This window comes from Ancylobacter tetraedralis (assembly GCF_014195655.1).
Lineage (GTDB): Bacteria > Pseudomonadota > Alphaproteobacteria > Rhizobiales > Xanthobacteraceae > Ancylobacter > Ancylobacter tetraedralis.
Genome location: NZ_JACICD010000003.1, coordinates 455924 through 472935, shown reverse-complemented (window position 1 = coordinate 472935; position 17012 = coordinate 455924). Strand labels below are relative to the sequence as shown.

Annotated in this window: 20 protein-coding genes; 19 read left to right on the top strand and 1 reads right to left on the bottom strand. The window is 65.9% G+C overall.

All coding sequences use genetic code 11. The features are described 5' to 3' along the window. Nucleotides 1–11: 11 nt before the first annotated feature. Nucleotides 12–293, bottom strand: a complete 282-nt coding sequence (locus FHS55_RS10640; RefSeq protein WP_183189698.1) for a type II toxin-antitoxin system RelE/ParE family toxin — start codon at nt 291–293, stop codon at nt 12–14. Nucleotides 294–391: 98 nt separating this feature from the next. Between FHS55_RS10640 and FHS55_RS10635 the strand changes: the two genes are divergently transcribed. The 19 genes from FHS55_RS10635 to FHS55_RS10545 all read left to right on the top strand — a co-directional run bounded on the left by FHS55_RS10635 (nt 392) and on the right by FHS55_RS10545 (nt 16874). Next, nucleotides 392–1576, top strand: a complete 1185-nt coding sequence (locus FHS55_RS10635; RefSeq protein ID WP_183189696.1) for a DUF7146 domain-containing protein — start codon at nt 392–394, stop codon at nt 1574–1576. Beyond that, complete coding sequence (locus FHS55_RS23805; protein ID WP_183189694.1) at nt 1573–3126, top strand: DUF5906 domain-containing protein; 1554 nt, start codon at nt 1573–1575, stop codon at nt 3124–3126. Before FHS55_RS10635 ends, FHS55_RS23805 begins: the two co-directional genes overlap by 4 nt. 343 nt (nt 3127–3469) lie before the next feature. After that, nucleotides 3470–4198: a hypothetical protein gene (locus tag FHS55_RS10625; protein ID WP_183189692.1), complete on the top strand. Its 729-nt coding sequence runs from the start codon at nt 3470–3472 to the stop codon at nt 4196–4198. A gap of 279 nt (nt 4199–4477) precedes the next feature. Beyond that, a complete protein-coding gene (locus FHS55_RS10620; RefSeq protein ID WP_183189690.1) occupies nt 4478–5086 on the top strand; it encodes a hypothetical protein in 609 nt (202 codons plus the stop codon). A 26-nt stretch (nt 5087–5112) separates the two neighbouring features. Beyond that, on the top strand, nt 5113–7137 hold the full coding sequence (locus FHS55_RS10615; RefSeq protein ID WP_343056122.1) for a terminase gpA endonuclease subunit: 2025 nt from the start codon (nt 5113–5115) through the stop codon (nt 7135–7137). Nucleotides 7138–7257: 120 nt separating this feature from the next. Next, nucleotides 7258–8847, top strand: a complete 1590-nt coding sequence (locus FHS55_RS10610) for a phage portal protein (protein WP_246340021.1) — start codon at nt 7258–7260, stop codon at nt 8845–8847. Then, nucleotides 8844–9116: a hypothetical protein gene (locus FHS55_RS10605; protein WP_183189685.1), complete on the top strand. Its 273-nt coding sequence runs from the start codon at nt 8844–8846 to the stop codon at nt 9114–9116. Before FHS55_RS10610 ends, FHS55_RS10605 begins: the two co-directional genes overlap by 4 nt. 10 nt (nt 9117–9126) lie before the next feature. After that, nucleotides 9127–10182 carry a head maturation protease, ClpP-related gene (locus FHS55_RS10600; protein WP_183189684.1) on the top strand — a complete coding sequence of 352 codons (1056 nt, stop codon included), beginning with the start codon at nt 9127–9129 and terminating at the stop codon, nt 10180–10182. 2 nt (nt 10183–10184) lie between these two features. Then, nucleotides 10185–10559, top strand: a complete 375-nt coding sequence (locus tag FHS55_RS10595) for a head decoration protein (protein WP_183189683.1) — start codon at nt 10185–10187, stop codon at nt 10557–10559. Between the two features lie 12 nt (nt 10560–10571). Continuing rightward, nucleotides 10572–11585 carry a major capsid protein gene (locus FHS55_RS10590; protein ID WP_183189681.1) on the top strand — a complete coding sequence of 338 codons (1014 nt, stop codon included), beginning with the start codon at nt 10572–10574 and terminating at the stop codon, nt 11583–11585. A 6-nt stretch (nt 11586–11591) separates the two neighbouring features. After that, nucleotides 11592–11990, top strand: a complete 399-nt coding sequence (locus FHS55_RS10585; protein WP_183189680.1) for a hypothetical protein — start codon at nt 11592–11594, stop codon at nt 11988–11990. Continuing rightward, on the top strand, nt 11990–12712 hold the full coding sequence (locus FHS55_RS10580; protein WP_183189678.1) for a hypothetical protein: 723 nt from the start codon (nt 11990–11992) through the stop codon (nt 12710–12712). The genes FHS55_RS10585 and FHS55_RS10580 overlap by 1 nt, the downstream gene beginning before the upstream one ends. A gap of 32 nt (nt 12713–12744) precedes the next feature. Continuing rightward, entirely contained in the window at nt 12745–12936 is a 192-nt protein-coding gene (locus FHS55_RS10575; protein WP_183189677.1) for a hypothetical protein, read from the top strand. Beyond that, nucleotides 12936–14456, top strand: a complete 1521-nt coding sequence (locus FHS55_RS10570; RefSeq protein WP_183189676.1) for a hypothetical protein — start codon at nt 12936–12938, stop codon at nt 14454–14456. Before FHS55_RS10575 ends, FHS55_RS10570 begins: the two co-directional genes overlap by 1 nt. Before the next feature lie 15 nt (nt 14457–14471). After that, nucleotides 14472–14846 carry a phage tail tube protein gene (locus tag FHS55_RS10565; RefSeq protein WP_183189675.1) on the top strand — a complete coding sequence of 125 codons (375 nt, stop codon included), beginning with the start codon at nt 14472–14474 and terminating at the stop codon, nt 14844–14846. Next, complete coding sequence (locus FHS55_RS10560; RefSeq protein ID WP_183189674.1) at nt 14843–15181, top strand: hypothetical protein; 339 nt, start codon at nt 14843–14845, stop codon at nt 15179–15181. Before FHS55_RS10565 ends, FHS55_RS10560 begins: the two co-directional genes overlap by 4 nt. A gap of 79 nt (nt 15182–15260) precedes the next feature. Beyond that, nucleotides 15261–15839: a hypothetical protein gene (locus tag FHS55_RS10555; RefSeq protein WP_183189673.1), complete on the top strand. Its 579-nt coding sequence runs from the start codon at nt 15261–15263 to the stop codon at nt 15837–15839. A gap of 24 nt (nt 15840–15863) precedes the next feature. Next, complete coding sequence (locus FHS55_RS10550) at nt 15864–16310, top strand: hypothetical protein (protein WP_183189672.1); 447 nt, start codon at nt 15864–15866, stop codon at nt 16308–16310. Nucleotides 16311–16313: 3 nt separating this feature from the next. Further along, a complete protein-coding gene (locus FHS55_RS10545) occupies nt 16314–16874 on the top strand; it encodes a hypothetical protein (protein WP_183189671.1) in 561 nt (186 codons plus the stop codon). Nucleotides 16875–17012 lie beyond the last annotated feature (138 nt).

The window sequence follows — 17012 nt, the reverse complement described above, 5'->3', positions numbered from 1 at the left end:
ATTGTCTCTCCTCAGTGGTAGTCGACGATTTCGACATCGGCGGCGCTGCCATCGCGCCAGACGAAGCAGATGCGGAACTGATCGTTCACGCGGATGGAGTGCTGGCCGGCGCGGTCGCCCTTCAGCGCTTCGAGCCGGTTGGCGGGCGGCACGCGCAGCGCGTCGAGTGTGACGGCGGCGTTGAGCATGGCCAGCTTGCGTTGGGCAGTGCGGACGAGATCGGCCGGGAACCCCTTGCCGACGGTGCCGGTCCACACCGTTTCCGCCAGCTTGTTTTTGAAGTTCACGATCATCGCTGCCTCGCCGCTTTCGATGATAAAAACGTATCTTGTTATGATACGAAGAGCAAGAGAAAAGTATCATCTCAAGATACGTTTTTGGAGGTTCCGGAATGATCACCCCCGCCGCTCTCGAAGATCTGCGCCGGCGCAACCCGGTGCCGGAGGTGGCTGGCAAATGGGTGAGCCTGCGGCGGGGCACCAAGACTGGGCGCATGGTTGGCCCGTGTCCGCTGCACTCCAAGGACCCGCACGCCAAGGATTCTACCAGCTTCGAATGCTGGTCCGATGGCTGGGTGTGCGCCCATTGCTGCAAGGGCGGCGACGTGATCCGGCTGGTGGAGGAGTACGAGCACAAGAGCTTTCGCGAGGCCGTGGAATGGCTTGGCGGGCCGCGCGAGGTCGATGACGCGGAGGAGGCGCGGCGCGCGGCCGAGCGGGCGGAAAAGCAGGCGCAGCAGGAGGTGGCGCAGGCGGGCTTTCGCAACCGCGAGCGCGACAGGCTCTATGGTTGGTGGCAGGAGGCGCGGCCGGTGGCGGGCTCGCCGGCGGAGCAATATCTGCTGCGCCGAGGGTGCCGGGTGCCGCCCGGCGCGCGGCTGCGCTTCCGCCCCGATCACCCCTACATGGTGCATGAGGGGCGCGACGAGCGCGGGCGCGATGTGTGGCGCGCCATCCATCGCGGGCCGGCCATGATCGCGGCGATCACGGCACCAACCGGGCATTTCCTCGGCCTGCACATCACCTGGCTCGATCTCGACCAGCCCAAGGGCAAGGCGGTGATCACCCACCCCGAGACCGGCGAGGTGCTGCAGGCCAAGAAGATGCGCGGCAGCAAGCAGGGCGGGCAGATCGAGCTGCTGCGCTGCGCCTCGCCCACCTGCCTGATCATTGGCGAGGGCATCGAGACGGTGCTGTCCATCTATGCCGCCATGGTGCGCAAGGGGCGCCCGCTGGACGGCATCGCCTTCTGGGCGGCGGGCGACCTGGGCAATCTGGCGGGCAAGGCGGCGGCGGGCTGCCGCGTGCGCCATCCCATCGCCAAGGATGCGGCCGGGCGCACCCTGCTGGTGCCGGGCGCGGAGCCGGACCTGGCCAGCAAGGCGGTGACGATCCCCAACAGCGTCTTCGACCTGCGCCTGCTCGGCGACGGCGACAGCGACCCCTTCACCACGCGCCTCGCCATGCAGCGGGCCGAAGCCCGCCACGCGTGCGCGGGGCGGCGCATCCTGACGGCCTGGCCGGAGCCGGGCCGCGATTTCAATTCCATGCTGCAAGGCGGGGAGTGCGCGGCGTGACGGACGATATTCCCACGATCGATCCGGACGACGCCATCCTTGCGGCCGTGTTCCCGGAGGGGGCAGACGCCCCGGCGATCGGGACAGGCGGGACTGTCCCGGCGGGACAGGCAGGTCCCGATGAGCCGCCACCCACAACTCCGCCAGCGCCGCCTAAGCCCAAGCGCCGGAAGAAGGCCGAGGCGCCGGCGCCTGATGATGATGGCGAGCCGCCGCGCGGTCGCACTATGGGCTATTCGCTGGAGCGGATGAACGAGGAATGGGCTCTGGTGCTCATGGGCTCGAAGGCCGTCATCGTGCATGAGCAGGCCGATGGTCCGATCGAGGATCGGCTACGCATCATCTCCATCGACGCATTCAAGGCATGGTTCGCGAATCGATACACCGAGACCGTCAACTCCGCTGGCGACCTCAAGGTGATGACGTGGGCGAACCGCTGGCTGACCAGCCGCGAGCGCCGGCAGTACAAGGGTATCGAGTTCAAGCCGGGGAGCGATGCCGAGCCGACCGAGGGTTATCTCAACCTCTGGCGCGGCTTCACCGTGGCGCCGCGAAAGGGCGGCTCCTACGCGATTTTTCGGGACCATCTGCTGAACAATGTCTGCGGGGGCGACCTCGATTTGTTTAAGTGGGTGTTCGGCTGGTTTGCCCACATGATGCAGCGCCCGCGCGAGCGGATCGGCACCGCGCTGGTGATGCGCGGCAAGATGGGCACGGGCAAGACCAAGATCGGCGAGGTGATCGGCGGGCTGATCTCCGCCCATTACTTCGCCGTCGACGACCCGCGCTACGTGACGGGGCAGTTCAACGCGCACATGGCGTCCTGTATCTTCCTTCAGGCGGAAGAAGCGGTGTGGGCGGGCGACAAGGCGGCGGAAGGCCGGCTCAAGGGGCTTGTCACCTCGAAATTCCAGATGATCGAGGCCAAGGGCATCGATCCCATCCGCATCGACAATTTCGTGCGCCTGCTCATGACCTCGAATGAGGATTGGGTGGTGCCGGCCGGCAAGGACGAGCGGCGATTCTGTGTGCTGGACGTGCACCCGCGATGCGCCCAGAACACCGACTATTTCCGCGAAATGGACGAGGAGCTCGATAATGGCGGGCGCGAGGCGCTGCTGCACGACCTGCTGCATTTCGACCTCTCGACCGTCGATCTGCGCAAGATCCCGCGCACGGAAGGCCTGCTCGAACAGAAACTGCGCTCGCTCGACAGCGTCGAATCGTGGTGGTTCGAGCGGCTGACCACCGGCACGACCACGCGCACCGGCGAATACTGGCTCACTGAGATATCGGCCGATGTGATGTTTTCCGACTATCTCGACGCCTCCGAGAAGATAGGTATCCGCCGCAAGGCGGAGGCGACGGCGGTCGGCATGAAGCTGCGCAAGCTGGTGCCGGGCATCAAGCGCACGCGGCTGACCTGGGAGGTGGCCGCCGGCGTTTTCAAACGCACATGGTGCTACGTGCTGCCCGAACTCGATGCGTGCCGAGAGGCTTTCGTCACTGAACTCGGCCAGCCCGTGGATTGGGGCGAAACCGATGCGTGAGAGAGACCGGTCTTGTTGGGGTAGATCCCCCGGCAGCGTCCACCCTGTCCCACCTCGCGCGCAGCGGATTTGCAAGGTGGGACGCGAAAACGGGTTCATCTTCAAGGTTTTGTCCCACCTGTCCCACCTTGCCGCGCGTATGTACGCGATCACGCGCGCGCGAAAGCCACGGGGTTGGAATGTGGATCACGCCGACGCCACCGCTCTCGCGGCTCAAAGGTCGATTTGAGGTGGGACAGGTGGGACAGGTGGGACAATGCCAGCATTGGCAAGGCGTTATGCCTGTCCCACCTTTGTTTTCTTGAAAATAAAGGTGGGACAGGTGGGACAGAAGGGGCGAGGCGTGAAACAAGCGATCGATATCGAGGATCTGCTGGTCTGGGCTTACCGTGACATGGAAGCCGACAAGGTTGCGGGGATGGGGTGGACCGGGCCGGGCGATCTGGCCTCCAGCTGGGGTGCGGTCGATCGGGCCTCGGTGCTCGGCGCCGTGGTGCGGGTGTCGCCCTACGAGCTTCTGCCGGGTGATTGCGACGACGCGGCCATGGTGCATGACGCCGTCATGGCGCTCGATGCGGCCTTCGCGGCGATCGATGCCGACACGGGCACGACCATGGTGCTGGACCGGGCGATGATCGAGGGCGAGGGCGGCAGGGTGGAGGAGTTCCCCGGCGAGCGGGCGCGCATCACCGGGGCGGATGGCATGGTGACGCTGGCCCGCAAGATCACCATATCGGTGCATCTGCTGCTGCACGCCCGTTCCTCCACGCGGCCGGACTGTTATGCCGATGTCGCCCGCCGGCGCGGCCGCCCGTCGCGCGATGGCGAGATCGCGCCGGGCCTCACCTTTGCCGAGATGATGCATGCCCGTGCGGTCTATGCCGTATGGCACGCGGCGCTCGGCATCCTGGCCACCGATCTCACCGATCGCCTCACCCGCTGGGCGCCGCAAGGGCCGAAAGTCAGTGATTCGCCGTGGCTGCTGCGCACCGGCCGCGTGCTGGAGGCCGTTTCGAGCGATAATTCAGCGGCTGGCAAGCCATTGAAAGCAAAGCGGAAACGGCGCGTTTGACAGCCGATCCACCTTGACGCATATTCACCCCGTCGAAAGAGCGCCCGGTTGGACCCCCAGCCGGGCGCTTTCGTTTTCAAGCGACGGACCTGACGGCGGGAGGTGGCGATGTGACCCCGAAGGCATCCCCCCTCCGCGCCCCTCCGACCTGTTGCGCCCGCGCAACTGCACCCCCCGGGTTCAGGGACCGTACCCCCTTTCCGACAGCCCGCGGTCCCGGCGGAGCGCGGAATTCTGTCAGTGAGACAGTGGTTTAGCTTGGGTTGACAGGGTTGACAGATGGCGCAGCCGGTTGACAGCGGCGGGCCGCGCATCATGTGGGCGATCTCTCAGATCGTCGAGCGGGATGGGATTTCGAAGCAGGCTGTCTCGAAAGTCGTGCAGTCGCTCATCGAGAAGCACGATATCCCGGTTGAGCGCGATGGGCGGGGGCGCGTCGCGAAGGTCTCGCTGGCCCATTATGACTTTCACCGCGGGCAGTTCGTGAACCCGGCCAAGGTCGCGGCGGCGCGCGGCGCATCTGCGCCGCCGGCCGAACCTGGCACGGGGCGCAACGACAGTTTTGACGAAGCCCGGCGCATCAACGAGTGGCTCAAGGTCGAGCAGACCCGGCTGCAGCAGCGTGTCGATTCGGGCAAGCTGCTGCGCGCCGACAAGATCGGCGAGGCGCTGGACCATGTCGGCCGCGAGGCACAGGCCATCATCGCCCGTCTGCCGAACAAGGCGGACGACATCGCTCTTGCCGGTGCCAAGGAAGGTGTGCATGGCGTGCGCGTGCTGCTGCGCACGCTCGCGGCGGAAATCAATACGCAGATCGCGGATGCCCTGGCCAAGATCGGCGTGGAGGCGCCGGCGACCGATGCGGCTCTCACGGATGACGGCGGATGAACGCACATGCGGGCGCGTTGCGGCTGGTGGCCGAGCGGCTGTCGGCCGCCATCCGCCCGCAACTGCCCCTGCCGTTCGATGTCTGGCTGGCGCGGAACATCGTGCTCGTCGATGGCGAGAGGAAGGGTGAGCGCTGGTCGGCGGCGGATGCGCCCTATCTGGTCGAGGTGGCGCGGTGCCTGTCGATCGAGCACCCGTGCAACCTCGTCACGGTGCGCAAGAGCCAGCAGACCGGCGTGTCGATCCTCGCGCTGGCATGGTGCCTGTATTTGGCCGAGGTGGCGCCGGACAATATCATCTACGGCGTGCCCGGCATCGACATGTTGCAGGACATCAACGGCCAGAAGCTGCAGCCGCTGATCGACGCGTGGCAGAAGGAAACGGGTAAGCGGATCATTCTGCCGGGGAAAGAGCGCTCCGGTGCTGGCTCGACGGTCTATGAGAAGAGGTTCCCCGGCGGCTATATCAGCCTCGCCAATGCGAATGTGGCGACTGACCTGTCGATGCGCACCACGCGCTATGGCGTCAAGGACGAGTTGTCGAAGTGGAGTGAGACGGCGAAGGGCGAGGACCCGGAAGAGCTGTTCTTCGGTCGCTTCACCGCCTTTCTGCGGCAGAAGTCCTACAAGATTTTCGAGCTATCGACGCCGGAGCAGGATAGTGGCGACGAACTGGGTGAGGCGCCCGGCCATTGTCGGATCGATCGGTCCTTTCGCAGGTCCGACCAGAGGTTCTGGCACATTCGCTGCCCGGAATGCCCGCCGGCCGATGACTTCGAATTCGTGCAGACCGATGCGGGCTTCCATGTCGATCGTGCTCAGCCGCACAAGAGCTACTATGTCTGCCCCAATTGCGGTCACTGGATGAGCGAGATGGAGCGCGTCGCCGCGGTACGCGCCGGCCGTTTCATCGCCACTCGGGAGGGGCCGGATCGTCATCCCGGCTTCCACATCGACGGCTTCATCAGCCTCATGTTGAGCTATGAAGCGATCGCCAATGCCAAGATTACGGCTGAACGCACTGGCAGCGAGGCGGGCATTGCCGGCTACACCAAGCGCGTTCTCGCCCTGCCGTTTCAGGAGCGCGGCAACGCGCCGGACCATGAAAGGCTCATGGAGCGGCGCGAGGCCTATGAACGCGGTGTGATCCCGCCCGATGGCCTTATCTTTGTGGGTGGGGTCGACGTGCAGGGTGACGGGCTGTGGTATGAGCTCCCCGCTTTCGCCGAGGATCGGCAGAGTTGGGTGGTCGATGCCGGATTTCTCGCCGGCTCGACCGACGATCCGAATGCGGGTGCCTGGCTGCTGCTGGAGGAGTTGCACGCCAAGTCATGGCCGGACGCGCATGGTAATGCGCGCCGGCTTGATGCCATCGCCGTGGATGCCGGCGACGGAAACCGCACCTCGCAAGTCATCGAATGGTGCCGGCGGCATGTGAATGCCTACGCCATCAAGGGCTTGAAAGGCCGAGGTGTGCCGGCGATCGGCCAACCATCGAACAAGTCCGTGAAGAAAGATGGAAAGCTACGGAAATTCCGTGGCGGCAAGGTATGGCCGGTGGGCACCTGGTCGCTGAAAAGCGAATTCTACGGCAATCTGCATCGCAAGGGACTGGCAGCGGGCGCCGAGGTTGATCCTCCGGGCTACTGTCATTTCCACGCTGATCTGGGCGAGGAATATTTCAAACAGATCACGGCGGAATGGTTCGAGCAGAAGATGGTCAACGGGCGCTACCATGAAGAATGGAAGAAGCTGCGCAAGGACAACCATCTACTCGATGCGCGTATCTACGCCATGGCGATGGCCGAACTGCTCGGCATCTCCCGCCTGACGCGCGACGGCTGGGCGGCGCTGCGGGCACGCTACGCGGTGGCCGCCCCGGCGGACCTGTTCGCCTCGGAAGTTGCAAAGCAGGCGGTGGCGGGGGGCGGCAGCGCTTCTGCGCCGCTCGATGCGGCGCCGAGTCCGATACCGGCCTCGCCCGCGCCGCCGCCTCCTGTGCCACCCGCGCAGCCATCCCGCCGGCGGGGATCGTGGGGGGCCTATTCCTAGGGAAAAGAGAGCATGGTCGAGGCGAAACCGAGGTATCGGCGGGCGGCGGGGTCGCGCGCGATTTTGCCGGACGCCGTGCCGGCGCTTCCCGCCCCAGCGGCGGGCGCCGCGGCCCCGGCGATGCGGCCTTCGGCGCGCTACCTCAGGGACAACAGCACCGGCATCCTGTCGATGCGGCGGGCCTATACCCGGGACAGCGCGCGCGATGTGTGGGAGGCGGCAGACCGCGCCTATGCGCTGGCGACAGACTTTGTCCAGAACAATGGCTGGATCGCCGGCGCGGTGGAGCAGGTTGTGACCGACATGGTCGGCCCCGCGCTGACCTTCAACTTTCGACCGAACTTGACCGGTCTCGGCTATGACGACAAGCAGGCCTCGGCCTGGGCCAGCCTTGTCGAGGACCGCTTCACCCAATGGTCGGGCGACAAGAACGAGTGCGATCTCGCGGGGGAATCGACCCTGATCGAGATGCTGGACGGCGCCACACGCTATTATCTCGCGGGCGGCGAAGCCTTTGTGGTGCTGGATTTTTTGCCCCCCCTGCAGCGGCAGGGGGCCGAGAGCGGCACGCGCTTCAGCCTGGTGGCGCCGCACCGGGTGCCGCGCACGACGAATCAGATGGAGGGCCTGTATCAGGGCATCTTTCGCGATGCGAACGGCCGGGCGACGCATTATCGCTTTCGCCGCTGCCAGGACGGGATCGATCGCGACGAGGATATCGCCGCGCGCACCGCGAACGGCCTGCCGAACGTGATCCACGCCATGGATCGCGGCGCGGCGCCGGGCAGCCCGCGTGGCATCACGCCGCTGGCGCCGTGCCTCAAGGCGATCGCGCAGAGCGACCAGCTGGCGGACGCGACACTGGCGACCGCACTGCTGCAGACGGCATTCGCGGCGACGATCAAGAGCCCGGAACCGAGCCAGGCGGCATTCGAGGCTATCCAGACGCTGGCGGATACCGATCCGCCGTCCGGCTGGACGGGCACGGCGGCGGAGTGGACGACGCATGTCGGGGGCATTCAGGCCGACCTCATCGACGTGTGGGGCCAGCGGATCGACGCGCTGAAAAAGGGCGGGATCAACCTCGCGGAATCGGCGCGCATCGGCCATCTCGGCCCCGGCGAGGAGCTGGATTTCCACACTGCCCAGACGCCCGGCAACAATTACCTGCCTTTCTCCCGCGACATTCGCCGCGAGATCGCTCGGTGCCTGGGCGTGACCTATGAGGCCTATTCGCTCGACCATGAGGGTTCCACCTACACCTCGGAAAAAATGGGCGTGGCGACCATCTGGCCGATTATCGAGCGGCGGCGCTCGCGGGTGCCGCAGCCGATCGTGCTCGGCATCTTCGCCTGCTGGCTGGATGAGGAGATCGCGGCCGGCCGCATCCCGTTCAAGGGGGGCTATCGCGCCTTTTCGGCCAATCGGGCGCGGATCTGCCGGGGCATCTGGCAGGGTCCGCCGCGCCCGAGCGCCGATGCCTACAAGGATGCGCTGACCTCCAAGACCCGGCTGGAAAAACAGCTCACCACGCTCGCCGCCGAATATGCGGCGGAAGGTAAAGACTGGGAGACCGAGCTTGAGCAGATGGCGCGCGAAGTCGCCCGGCTGAAAGACCTCGGCCTGCCGAATCCGTACGAACCAATGAGCGGCGGCGCCGGGCCGAATGGCGCGGCGGCCGAGGGCAGGCGGGAGCCGGCACAGCCATGAGCATGGTCACCATTGCCGGCCAGAGCGTCGACGCGGACGACCCGTGCGCGCTCTGGCAGGCGCTCTATGCCTACAAGCTCAAGGTGCTGACCGGCGAGCAGGTCGAGGAAATCGAGATCCGTTCGCCTCTCACCAATCGCCGCACGCGGTTCTCGCCCGGCAACATTGCGGCGATCGAGGCCGAGCTGCGCGACCTGCAGCGCGCCTGCGATGCCAAGAGCGGCAAGCGCACGCGCTTCGCCATTAGCGGCGGTTTCCGCCCTTACTGAGGTCCGATCCATGGCCGTTATCGTTGAAGACGGGAAGCTTCGGCTTTCCGGCTATGTGGGCGACTATTACTTCGAGGATGGCTTCACCGCCGCCGACGTGGTCCTCGCCCTTGCCGGTTTTGCCCGCGACGAGGAAGTCGACGTCTATATCAACTCGGGCGGCGGCGTTGCGACCGAGGGCGCCGCCATCCATGCCGTGCTGAGGGATCGACCGGGCCCCACGAACATCATTGTCGAGGGCATTGCTGCCTCCGCTGCCTCGCTCATCGCCATGGCGGGCGATGCGGTCACCATGTCGGCCGGCTCGATCATGATGATCCATGATCCGAGCGGCTACACCATTGGCACGTCGGCCGATCACTCCAAGACGGTCGAACAGCTCGAGGCGCTGGCGACCGCCTATGCGCGCGTCTATGCCGAAAAGTCCGGCAAGACCGAGGCTGAATGCCGCGAAATCATGAAGCGCGAGACCTGGCTGACCCCCGAACAGGCGGTTGCCGAAGGTTTCGCGGATGCGACGACGGCGACGAAGGCGGTGCCCGTTGCCGCCTTCGACTATCGCACCTTCGACCATGCGCCGCCGCGCCTTGTCGCGCTGGCGAAGCGGAAGAACTGGGCCTTTCAGGCTCGTGACCCGGCGGCTCCGCCCGCTCCCCCCCGTCAGAAGGAGAAGACAATGACGGAACCGACCGGCGGCGAGGATGCTGCCGAAATCAAGCGCCTGCGCGAGGAACTCGCCCAGATGAAGGCGGCCACACAGGATCGCGAGCGGCGCGACGCTATCCTGGCGCTGGACGAGGCCAAGGGCCGCGAGGCGCAGGCCAAGGCGCTGTGCGACACCGGCATCACGATCGAACAGGCGAAAGCCGTGCTCGCCGCCGCGCCCAAGGCCGCCGCGCCCGAGGATGACGAGGACGGCGACGATCTGCCCGACCCGAAAGCCTATGAGCGCAGCCGCGCCGCCGGCGCCGGTCTGGGTGGGGGCGGCGGAAACCCGCCGAAAGCCAAGGTCAAGATTGACCGCGCGGCGATCTTCGCGGCCCGCGCCAAGCAGGTGGGAGCCTGACCATGGATCTCTCGATCAAGAGCATCGGCCCGCGCAATCTGGGCTTCGTGCTGTCGGATGAGCGCTCGCTCTCCTACGACACCGTCACCGTCGTCGCGGGCTCGGGCAAGCTGCAGCCGGGCACGCTGCTCGGCCAGATCACGGCGAGCAAGAAGTGGGGGCCGTCGCCCGCCACCGGCGCCACGGGCGCGGAAACCGCAAAGGCCGTGCTGGCCTATGCGGTCGACGCCACGTCGGCCGATGTCGATGTGGTGGTGCTTGCCCGCCTCGGCGAGGTCAAGAAGCCCTATCTGGTCGTCGATGCGACGGTCAACGACGCCACGAAGCTGGCCGCGAAATACGCGCAGCTGGTGGCGGCCAACATCATCCCGCGCTGAGGAGAGGCCCGCATGCCCCGCGTGAATATCTGGGAGGCCGATGGCTTTTCCCTCGAATCGCTCACCGCAGCCGTCAATAGCCGGTCTTACCGCCCCGGCCAGGTGTCGGCGCTCGGTATCTTCGGCGAGGACAGCGTTTCCACCACGGTTGTGTCCATCGAGTACAAGGAAGGCAAGCTGTCGCTGATCGAGCCGACCCCGCGAGGCGGCCCGGGCGAGGTGGTCAATGACGATGACGATCGCGATCTGATTCCCTTCATCGTCGACCATTACCAGCGGGATTCCGGGGTCAAGGCCGACGAGGTGCAGAACGTCCGGGCCTTCGGCACCGACAGCCAGCTCGAGACCGTGCTGGAGCGGGTGAACAGCAAGGCGGCGAAACACGCCCAGGACCTGACCATGACGCTGGAACACCAGCGTGTCGGTTCGCTCAAGGGCATCGTCACCTCCAAGAGCGGCAAGGTGCTGCACAATCTCTACACCCGCTTCGGCATCGCCGAGCCGGCGGCCGTGTCGCTCGAGCTGGATGTCGATACGACCAAGGTCGCCGCGCTGTGGCAGGATGTGCGCTACTCGATCGAGGATGCACTCGATGAGCCCTATGACGGCTTCCATGTGCTGACCGGCCGCGATTTCCACAAGGCGCTGTGGACGCACAAGTCGGTCATGGACACGTTTCTCTACCATGCCGGTGCCGCGCAGCTGCGGCTCGATGTGCCCGACACATTCGAATTCGGCGGCGCGACCTGGGAACGCTACCGCACGGGTGCCAAGGCAACCACGGATCTCGGTGCGCCCTACATCGCGGCGACCGAGGCGCGCGTCATCGTCAAGGGCGTGCCGGATCTCTTCATCACCCGCTTCGCCCCGGCGGATTATGAGGAGACCGTGAACACGCCCGGCCTGCCGTTCTACGCCAAACAATTCCCGACTCCCGACGACAAGGGCCGGAACTTGCAGGTGCAGATGAACGCCATCTCGCTGTGCACCCGGCCGCAGGTGCTGCGCAAGCTCACGCTCACCTGACCCGCCATGTCGTGGGACGATGACCTCGCGCGCGGCGATGCGGCGGTGGCGGGCTATTTCGACACCGGCAGTTTCACCGCCATCCCCATGTGCAAGCCGGGGCTGGCGGTGAATGCGTCGGCGGACGAGGCGGACCCGACGCGGGAAAGCTTCGTCTTCGCCGGCTCGCTCGAATTCGGGCCGGAAATGAGCGCGATGACTGGCGCGCGCACGGCCGGCGCGCAGGACCGCAATGTGCGGCAGGTGTTTCGCGCCTGCCTCACCGCGCTGGCCACGGGCTGGCCGTGGGTGCCGCGACAGGGCGACCGCATCGAGGCGGGGACGACGCTCTATCTCGTCGCCGCCAATGCGGAGCGCGACGGCACCGGACGCCTCGTGTTCTGGCTCAACGGAGTGACCCCCTGATGCTCGCGCGCGCCGCTCTCCGCCTCTCCGCCATCGAGGCGCTGTGTCCGACCGCGTCGGTGCTGGCCGGCACGGGGGAGGGGTTCCCCACCATGGCGCAGCACCGGGTGTTCGACAGCCGTCAGGTGCTGGTGAATGAGCTGGATAAGCGATTGCCCGGCACGCCGTGCCTTTCGGTCTACACCGAGGACACGATGGTCGAGCGGCGGGGCGGCATCGCCACCTCAACCATCGGCGATGCGAGTGCCGACCTCATCGTGGTCGTGGAGATCGCCCAGAAGGCGAGCGACGAGGACGGGGAGTTTGCACAGGCGGTGATCGAGGGCGACGCCCTGATGCGCCTGACGCTGGAGGCGCTGGGCGCGCAGGTGCGCCGGGTGTTCACCCGCGACGAGAAAGCGGCCGGGTTGCGGCGGGTGCTGATGTCCGTCCAGTCCATCAAGGTCGAACCCTATGCCCTGCCGCAATATGGCGTGCGCATGATGCGCGACGTGATGACCTTCACCTGCCGGATCGCCGACGACAAATATACCGATGCGCCGGGCCTGCCGGAGCCGCTCAAGCGGGTGGCCGAGGATCTGCCGGACGGTGCCTATGCCAAAGCCAAGCTGATCGAGCTCGGCGCGGCCTTTGCCGCCACGACGCGCACGCCGCTCGCCGGCATGGATATCCACCCCACGGCCGGCGACGGGCCGGCGATCACCCCGCCAATCGGCGGCTGACACAACACCACATCCACCTGAGAGGCACACCCATGACGCGCTACCGCGCCAGACCGGGGCTGCGCATCCCCATGCCCGGGCGGCCGGGTCAGTTCGTCCCCGAGGGCGGGGACGGCATCGTCATCGACGAACAGAACGGCTTCTTCCTGCGCCTGGTCGCCGATGGGGACCTGGTGGAGGCGCCGGCAAGCACGCCCACGGGCAAGACGGAAGGGAAAAAGTGATGGCGGGCATCGGTTTCAATTCCATCCCCGGCAATATCGTCGCGCCGATCATCTCCTTCGAGGTCAACTCGGGCGGCCAGTTCGAAAACGTCTCGCGCCTGCTGCTGATCGGCCACAAGAATGCCGGCGCGCCGGCCATCATCCTCGACAATATGCCGATCCGCTGCAACGCGGTGACCGAGGCCATCGCCTATTTCGGCAAGGGCTCGATGCTGGCCGAGATGGTGATCGCGGCGCGCCGCAACGCGCCGGCACAGGACATCTGGGTGCTGCCGGTGCCCGCCACCGGCACGGCGGAGGTGCGCAGCCTCACCATTGGCGCGGTGCCGGCCGATGGCGGCTACGGCGCGATCAAGATCGCCGGCCAGTGGATCGACCTCACCGTCAGCGCCGGCGACACGGCGGCGACGGTGGCGACCGCGCTCGCGGCCGTGATCAACGCCTATCAGGACCCGCTCACCAAATCGGCGCTGCCCTTCACGGCGACTGTCGCGACCAATGTCGTGACGCTGACCGCGCGCCATGCCGGCGAGGTGTACAACACCGTCGACATCTATGTGCCCACCGTTGCCTCCGGCAACATCTTCGCCACGCTGATCACCGCGGCGGTGGTGACGGCCGGCGTCGGCGCGCCGAATCTGGCGGCCGGGCTCGCCGCGCTAGGCGATGATCCGTTCGACTGGTGGGCTTCGCCCTTCGCCGACGCGACGAATATGGGGCGCTACCAGACGGCGCTGTCGGACATTTCCGGCCGCTGGGCGTGGAGCCGGCAGGTCTATGGCCATGTCTTCGTGCCCAAGACGGACACGACCGGCAACCTGACGACCTTCGGCCTGGGCTACGACACGCGGCACATTTCGGTGCTGCCGCGCCTCTCCTCCGGCGGTGACGAAACGCCGCCCTGGGTGTGGGTGGCGGCGCAGGCGGGGCGGGTGGTGCCCTGGCTGTCGGACGGCGCGACCGGCAATGTCTCGCGCGCCCAGTCCGGTCTGGTGGTGGAAGGTGTTGCCGCCCCGCGCGACCGCACGCGCTGGCTCAACGCCTATGCCGACCGCAACGCCTTCCTGGTTTCCGGCCTCTCCACCTATCTCGTGCGCAGCGACGGGGCGGTGGCGATCGACAAGATCGTGACGATGCAGCGCACCGATGGCGCGGGCAATGTCGACACGACCTTCCGCGACGTGCAGAAAATCGGCCAGCTCATGTATGCGCTGCGCCGCTTCCGGGCGCGACTGCAGGCCGAGCACGGCCAGAAGGCGGTTGCCGACGACAACCCGGGCAATCTCGCGGCGATCTCCACGCCGGAGGACATCCGCAACACGATGGCGGCAACCTACATGGAGATGCCGGGGGTGCTGGAAAACGTCCAGGCCTTCTGCCGCGCGCTGATCGTGCAGCGCAATGGCGACAATCCTGACCGTGTCGACATCTACGCCCCGCTCGACATGGTCAACCCGCTCGATGTGATCGCCGCGAACGCGCGCATCTACAGCCAGTATCCCGCCTCGATGGCGGCTTAACCGGGAGACGCATCCATGGCCGGCAGTGATTTCGGCGGGCACATGCGCCTGCGGCTCGCGAGCGGCGCGAATCTGGTGATGCGGGGGAGTTTTTCGATCGGCCCGTCGCGTTATTCGATCGAGGCGGTGACCAACGACAATGGGTCGGTGTCGCGCACTGCGGCGCCGCGCCCGCGCACCGCGGAGGTGACGCTCGAGGATGATGGCACCGACATCGATGCCCTGATGCAGGCGCCGCGTCAGGACATCTATGTCGCCGAGGAGTTCACCGGGGTGAGCCATGTGTTCACGGGCGCCTTTTTCTCGGGCGAGCCGATGGTTGACCGCAAGACGGGCGAGTGGACGGGCATCACCATCAATGCCAACGGTTACCAGAGGCTTGGCGGATGAAGGATCTCCCGCTCTCCAAAACCTACACGGCGGGCTCGGAGAGCTTCGCCGTCATCAAGCTGCGCGACCCAGGCTATGCCGATTATCGGCAGATCGGCCCGGTTTACGAGGTGCAGCGTGGCATCGTGATCCGCGACCGCGAGGCGGTGTTCACTTATGTTGATCGGCTCATCACCTCGCCGGCCGCCGGCGCGCTCGCCGTGCTCGACCTCACGGACACGCTGGCGCTGGAGGATCACATCCTCGCTTTTTTTATCAATGCCCGGACGTCGGCGCCCGCGTCGACGAACTCGTCTTCCGGCTCGGATGGGACCCCGCCTATCTCGACCGGCTGACCCTGCCCGAGATCGCCGCGTGGTTTTCCCGCGCGGTGACATGGCATCAGGATGAGGCGCGCCGTCGGGCGCGGAGGAGATGATGATGGCCCCCCGGCTGGATCTCGACACTGCCGACTTGCAGCGGATCGAACGCATGTTCACCGCGCTGCCCTACAAGATGCAGCGCATCGCCTTCGGCCGCGCGGCGGCGCGGACCAAACAGGTGGTGGAACGCACCTATGCGCGCTTCGCTTCCCAACATATCCGGGTGCCGCAGCGGATCATCAAGCGGGCGATGAGGTCCAGGCTGGAGGAGGGTTTCGTGACCCTCACGGTCAAGGATCGCAACATCGCGCTGAAAGAACTGAACCCGCGCCAGTCAGCGCGAGGTATTACAATCACCGGCCGCGACATGTACCGCAATCTCGAAGGCGATGGCATGGCGAAATTCTTCATCGCGCCGTCGAATGCCAAGAGCATCGCCGGCCATGTCATGCGGCGCGACAAGAATGCCGGGCGCACCCCGGTGCGCATGATGTTCGGCCCGAGCGCTGCGCACGCGGCGCGGGAGAACCCGAAGCTTTACGAGGAACTGCTGGCCGAGATCGCCCGCAACCAGTTCGCCCATGTCATTCTGCAGCAGGTGACGTATCTGATGGGGCGTACGGCGGCCTAACAGAAGGAAGACACTCGCTCCGCGATGTTTGCACCTGTGTATGGTGCGGGCCAGAACGAAAACTCTCGTTGCAATCTGGCGTGGCAATGGACAAGCCTCGTTGCACCTGAAAAGCCGGGTGCATATATGGATCCCACGAAGGCGTTCGATTTTCTCAAATCCGTGTTGCCGTCAATGCTCAAGTTGGGCGGCGACGGTTTAGATGCCTTCGTCGTCATAGCCGTTATGGTGCTGGCCGGCGTGCTTTTCGGCGTAGGCATAGACCAATTCGTGGTAGTATTTCTGACGGTAGGCCTAGCATGGGTCTATTTCTGGAAGCGCGATCGGTCGGACGTGCACAAGGAACGGATGGCCCAGATAGCGATTGACAAGATCGAGGCGGAGAAGGGAGCGCGCGTTCGCGAGAAGGCGCGAAAGCAGTTGTCGAAGCCAGATGGTTCTGGCAATGGTGCCGAGCGGGACAGGACATGAACGATGCCGCAGACCTTTGACATCTGGACCGCCTTCGCGATGAGCCTGCTGATCTCGCTGGCGTGGAACGTTGTTACGCGCCGTCGTGCCAGGGTTCGTGAAGCTGTCATCAAGTACGACGCCGCCGCGGCGAACCTGCGCCAGCATTACGAGGCGATGGAGGCGTTTGTAACCGACCCCGCCGCTCCGGCGAGCGCTGTCGAGATACTACTGGCTGTGAGCGATATTTCGGCTGATCGCGATCTGGCGGCCAAGCTTGCTCGGCGCCTTTGTGAAAAGAAGAAACTGGGCGCGCCATCGGCTGAAGATCAGGCGATGATGGCCGATCTAGCGAAATTGGCGACTTCACGCCCAGATCTTAACGAGGCTTTCGAAACCGCGCTTGCCAGCGGCATCGTCGCCATGTTTCTACGCTGGCCGGAAACCGTGGAACTGCTGCCCCGCTACGCTGCGCGGCTGACGAACCGTCGCCAAGAAGCGGTGATCGCGCGCGCGGCCACGGATCAGTTCCGAGAAAAAGGTCAGGGGAGCATCATGCTGGGTGCACACGCTGCCATGGCGTAATCGGACACAGGATGACGAACGGTGGAAGGCCCCGCATGCGGGGCCTTTTGTTTTCCCGGGGCCATCCCCCCGCAGGGTGCACGCGGAAATCGAGTCCTGAGCTATTTCTCTCCGATGGGTCCAGGCCCCGGCTGGTTT

Excerpts from the sequence above, each read along its gene's own strand:
- FHS55_RS10640 (WP_183189698.1), bottom strand. The coding sequence starts at position 293 with ATGATCGTGAACTTCAAAAACAAGCTGGCGGAAACGGTGTGGACCGGC.
- FHS55_RS10635 (WP_183189696.1), top strand. The coding sequence starts at position 392 with ATGATCACCCCCGCCGCTCTCGAAGATCTGCGCCGGCGCAACCCGGTG.
- FHS55_RS10620 (WP_183189690.1), top strand. The coding sequence starts at position 4,478 with ATGGCGCAGCCGGTTGACAGCGGCGGGCCGCGCATCATGTGGGCGATC.
- FHS55_RS10610 (WP_246340021.1), top strand. The coding sequence starts at position 7,258 with ATGCGGCCTTCGGCGCGCTACCTCAGGGACAACAGCACCGGCATCCTG.
- FHS55_RS10605 (WP_183189685.1), top strand. The coding sequence starts at position 8,844 with ATGAGCATGGTCACCATTGCCGGCCAGAGCGTCGACGCGGACGACCCG.
- FHS55_RS10600 (WP_183189684.1), top strand. The coding sequence starts at position 9,127 with ATGGCCGTTATCGTTGAAGACGGGAAGCTTCGGCTTTCCGGCTATGTG.
- FHS55_RS10595 (WP_183189683.1), top strand. The coding sequence starts at position 10,185 with ATGGATCTCTCGATCAAGAGCATCGGCCCGCGCAATCTGGGCTTCGTG.
- FHS55_RS10590 (WP_183189681.1), top strand. The coding sequence starts at position 10,572 with ATGCCCCGCGTGAATATCTGGGAGGCCGATGGCTTTTCCCTCGAATCG.
- FHS55_RS10585 (WP_183189680.1), top strand. The coding sequence starts at position 11,592 with ATGTCGTGGGACGATGACCTCGCGCGCGGCGATGCGGCGGTGGCGGGC.
- FHS55_RS10580 (WP_183189678.1), top strand. The coding sequence starts at position 11,990 with ATGCTCGCGCGCGCCGCTCTCCGCCTCTCCGCCATCGAGGCGCTGTGT.
- FHS55_RS10575 (WP_183189677.1), top strand. The coding sequence starts at position 12,745 with ATGACGCGCTACCGCGCCAGACCGGGGCTGCGCATCCCCATGCCCGGG.
- FHS55_RS10570 (WP_183189676.1), top strand. The coding sequence starts at position 12,936 with ATGGCGGGCATCGGTTTCAATTCCATCCCCGGCAATATCGTCGCGCCG.
- FHS55_RS10565 (WP_183189675.1), top strand. The coding sequence starts at position 14,472 with ATGGCCGGCAGTGATTTCGGCGGGCACATGCGCCTGCGGCTCGCGAGC.
- FHS55_RS10560 (WP_183189674.1), top strand. The coding sequence starts at position 14,843 with ATGAAGGATCTCCCGCTCTCCAAAACCTACACGGCGGGCTCGGAGAGC.
- FHS55_RS10555 (WP_183189673.1), top strand. The coding sequence starts at position 15,261 with ATGATGATGGCCCCCCGGCTGGATCTCGACACTGCCGACTTGCAGCGG.
- FHS55_RS10550 (WP_183189672.1), top strand. The coding sequence starts at position 15,864 with ATGTTTGCACCTGTGTATGGTGCGGGCCAGAACGAAAACTCTCGTTGC.
- FHS55_RS10545 (WP_183189671.1), top strand. The coding sequence starts at position 16,314 with ATGCCGCAGACCTTTGACATCTGGACCGCCTTCGCGATGAGCCTGCTG.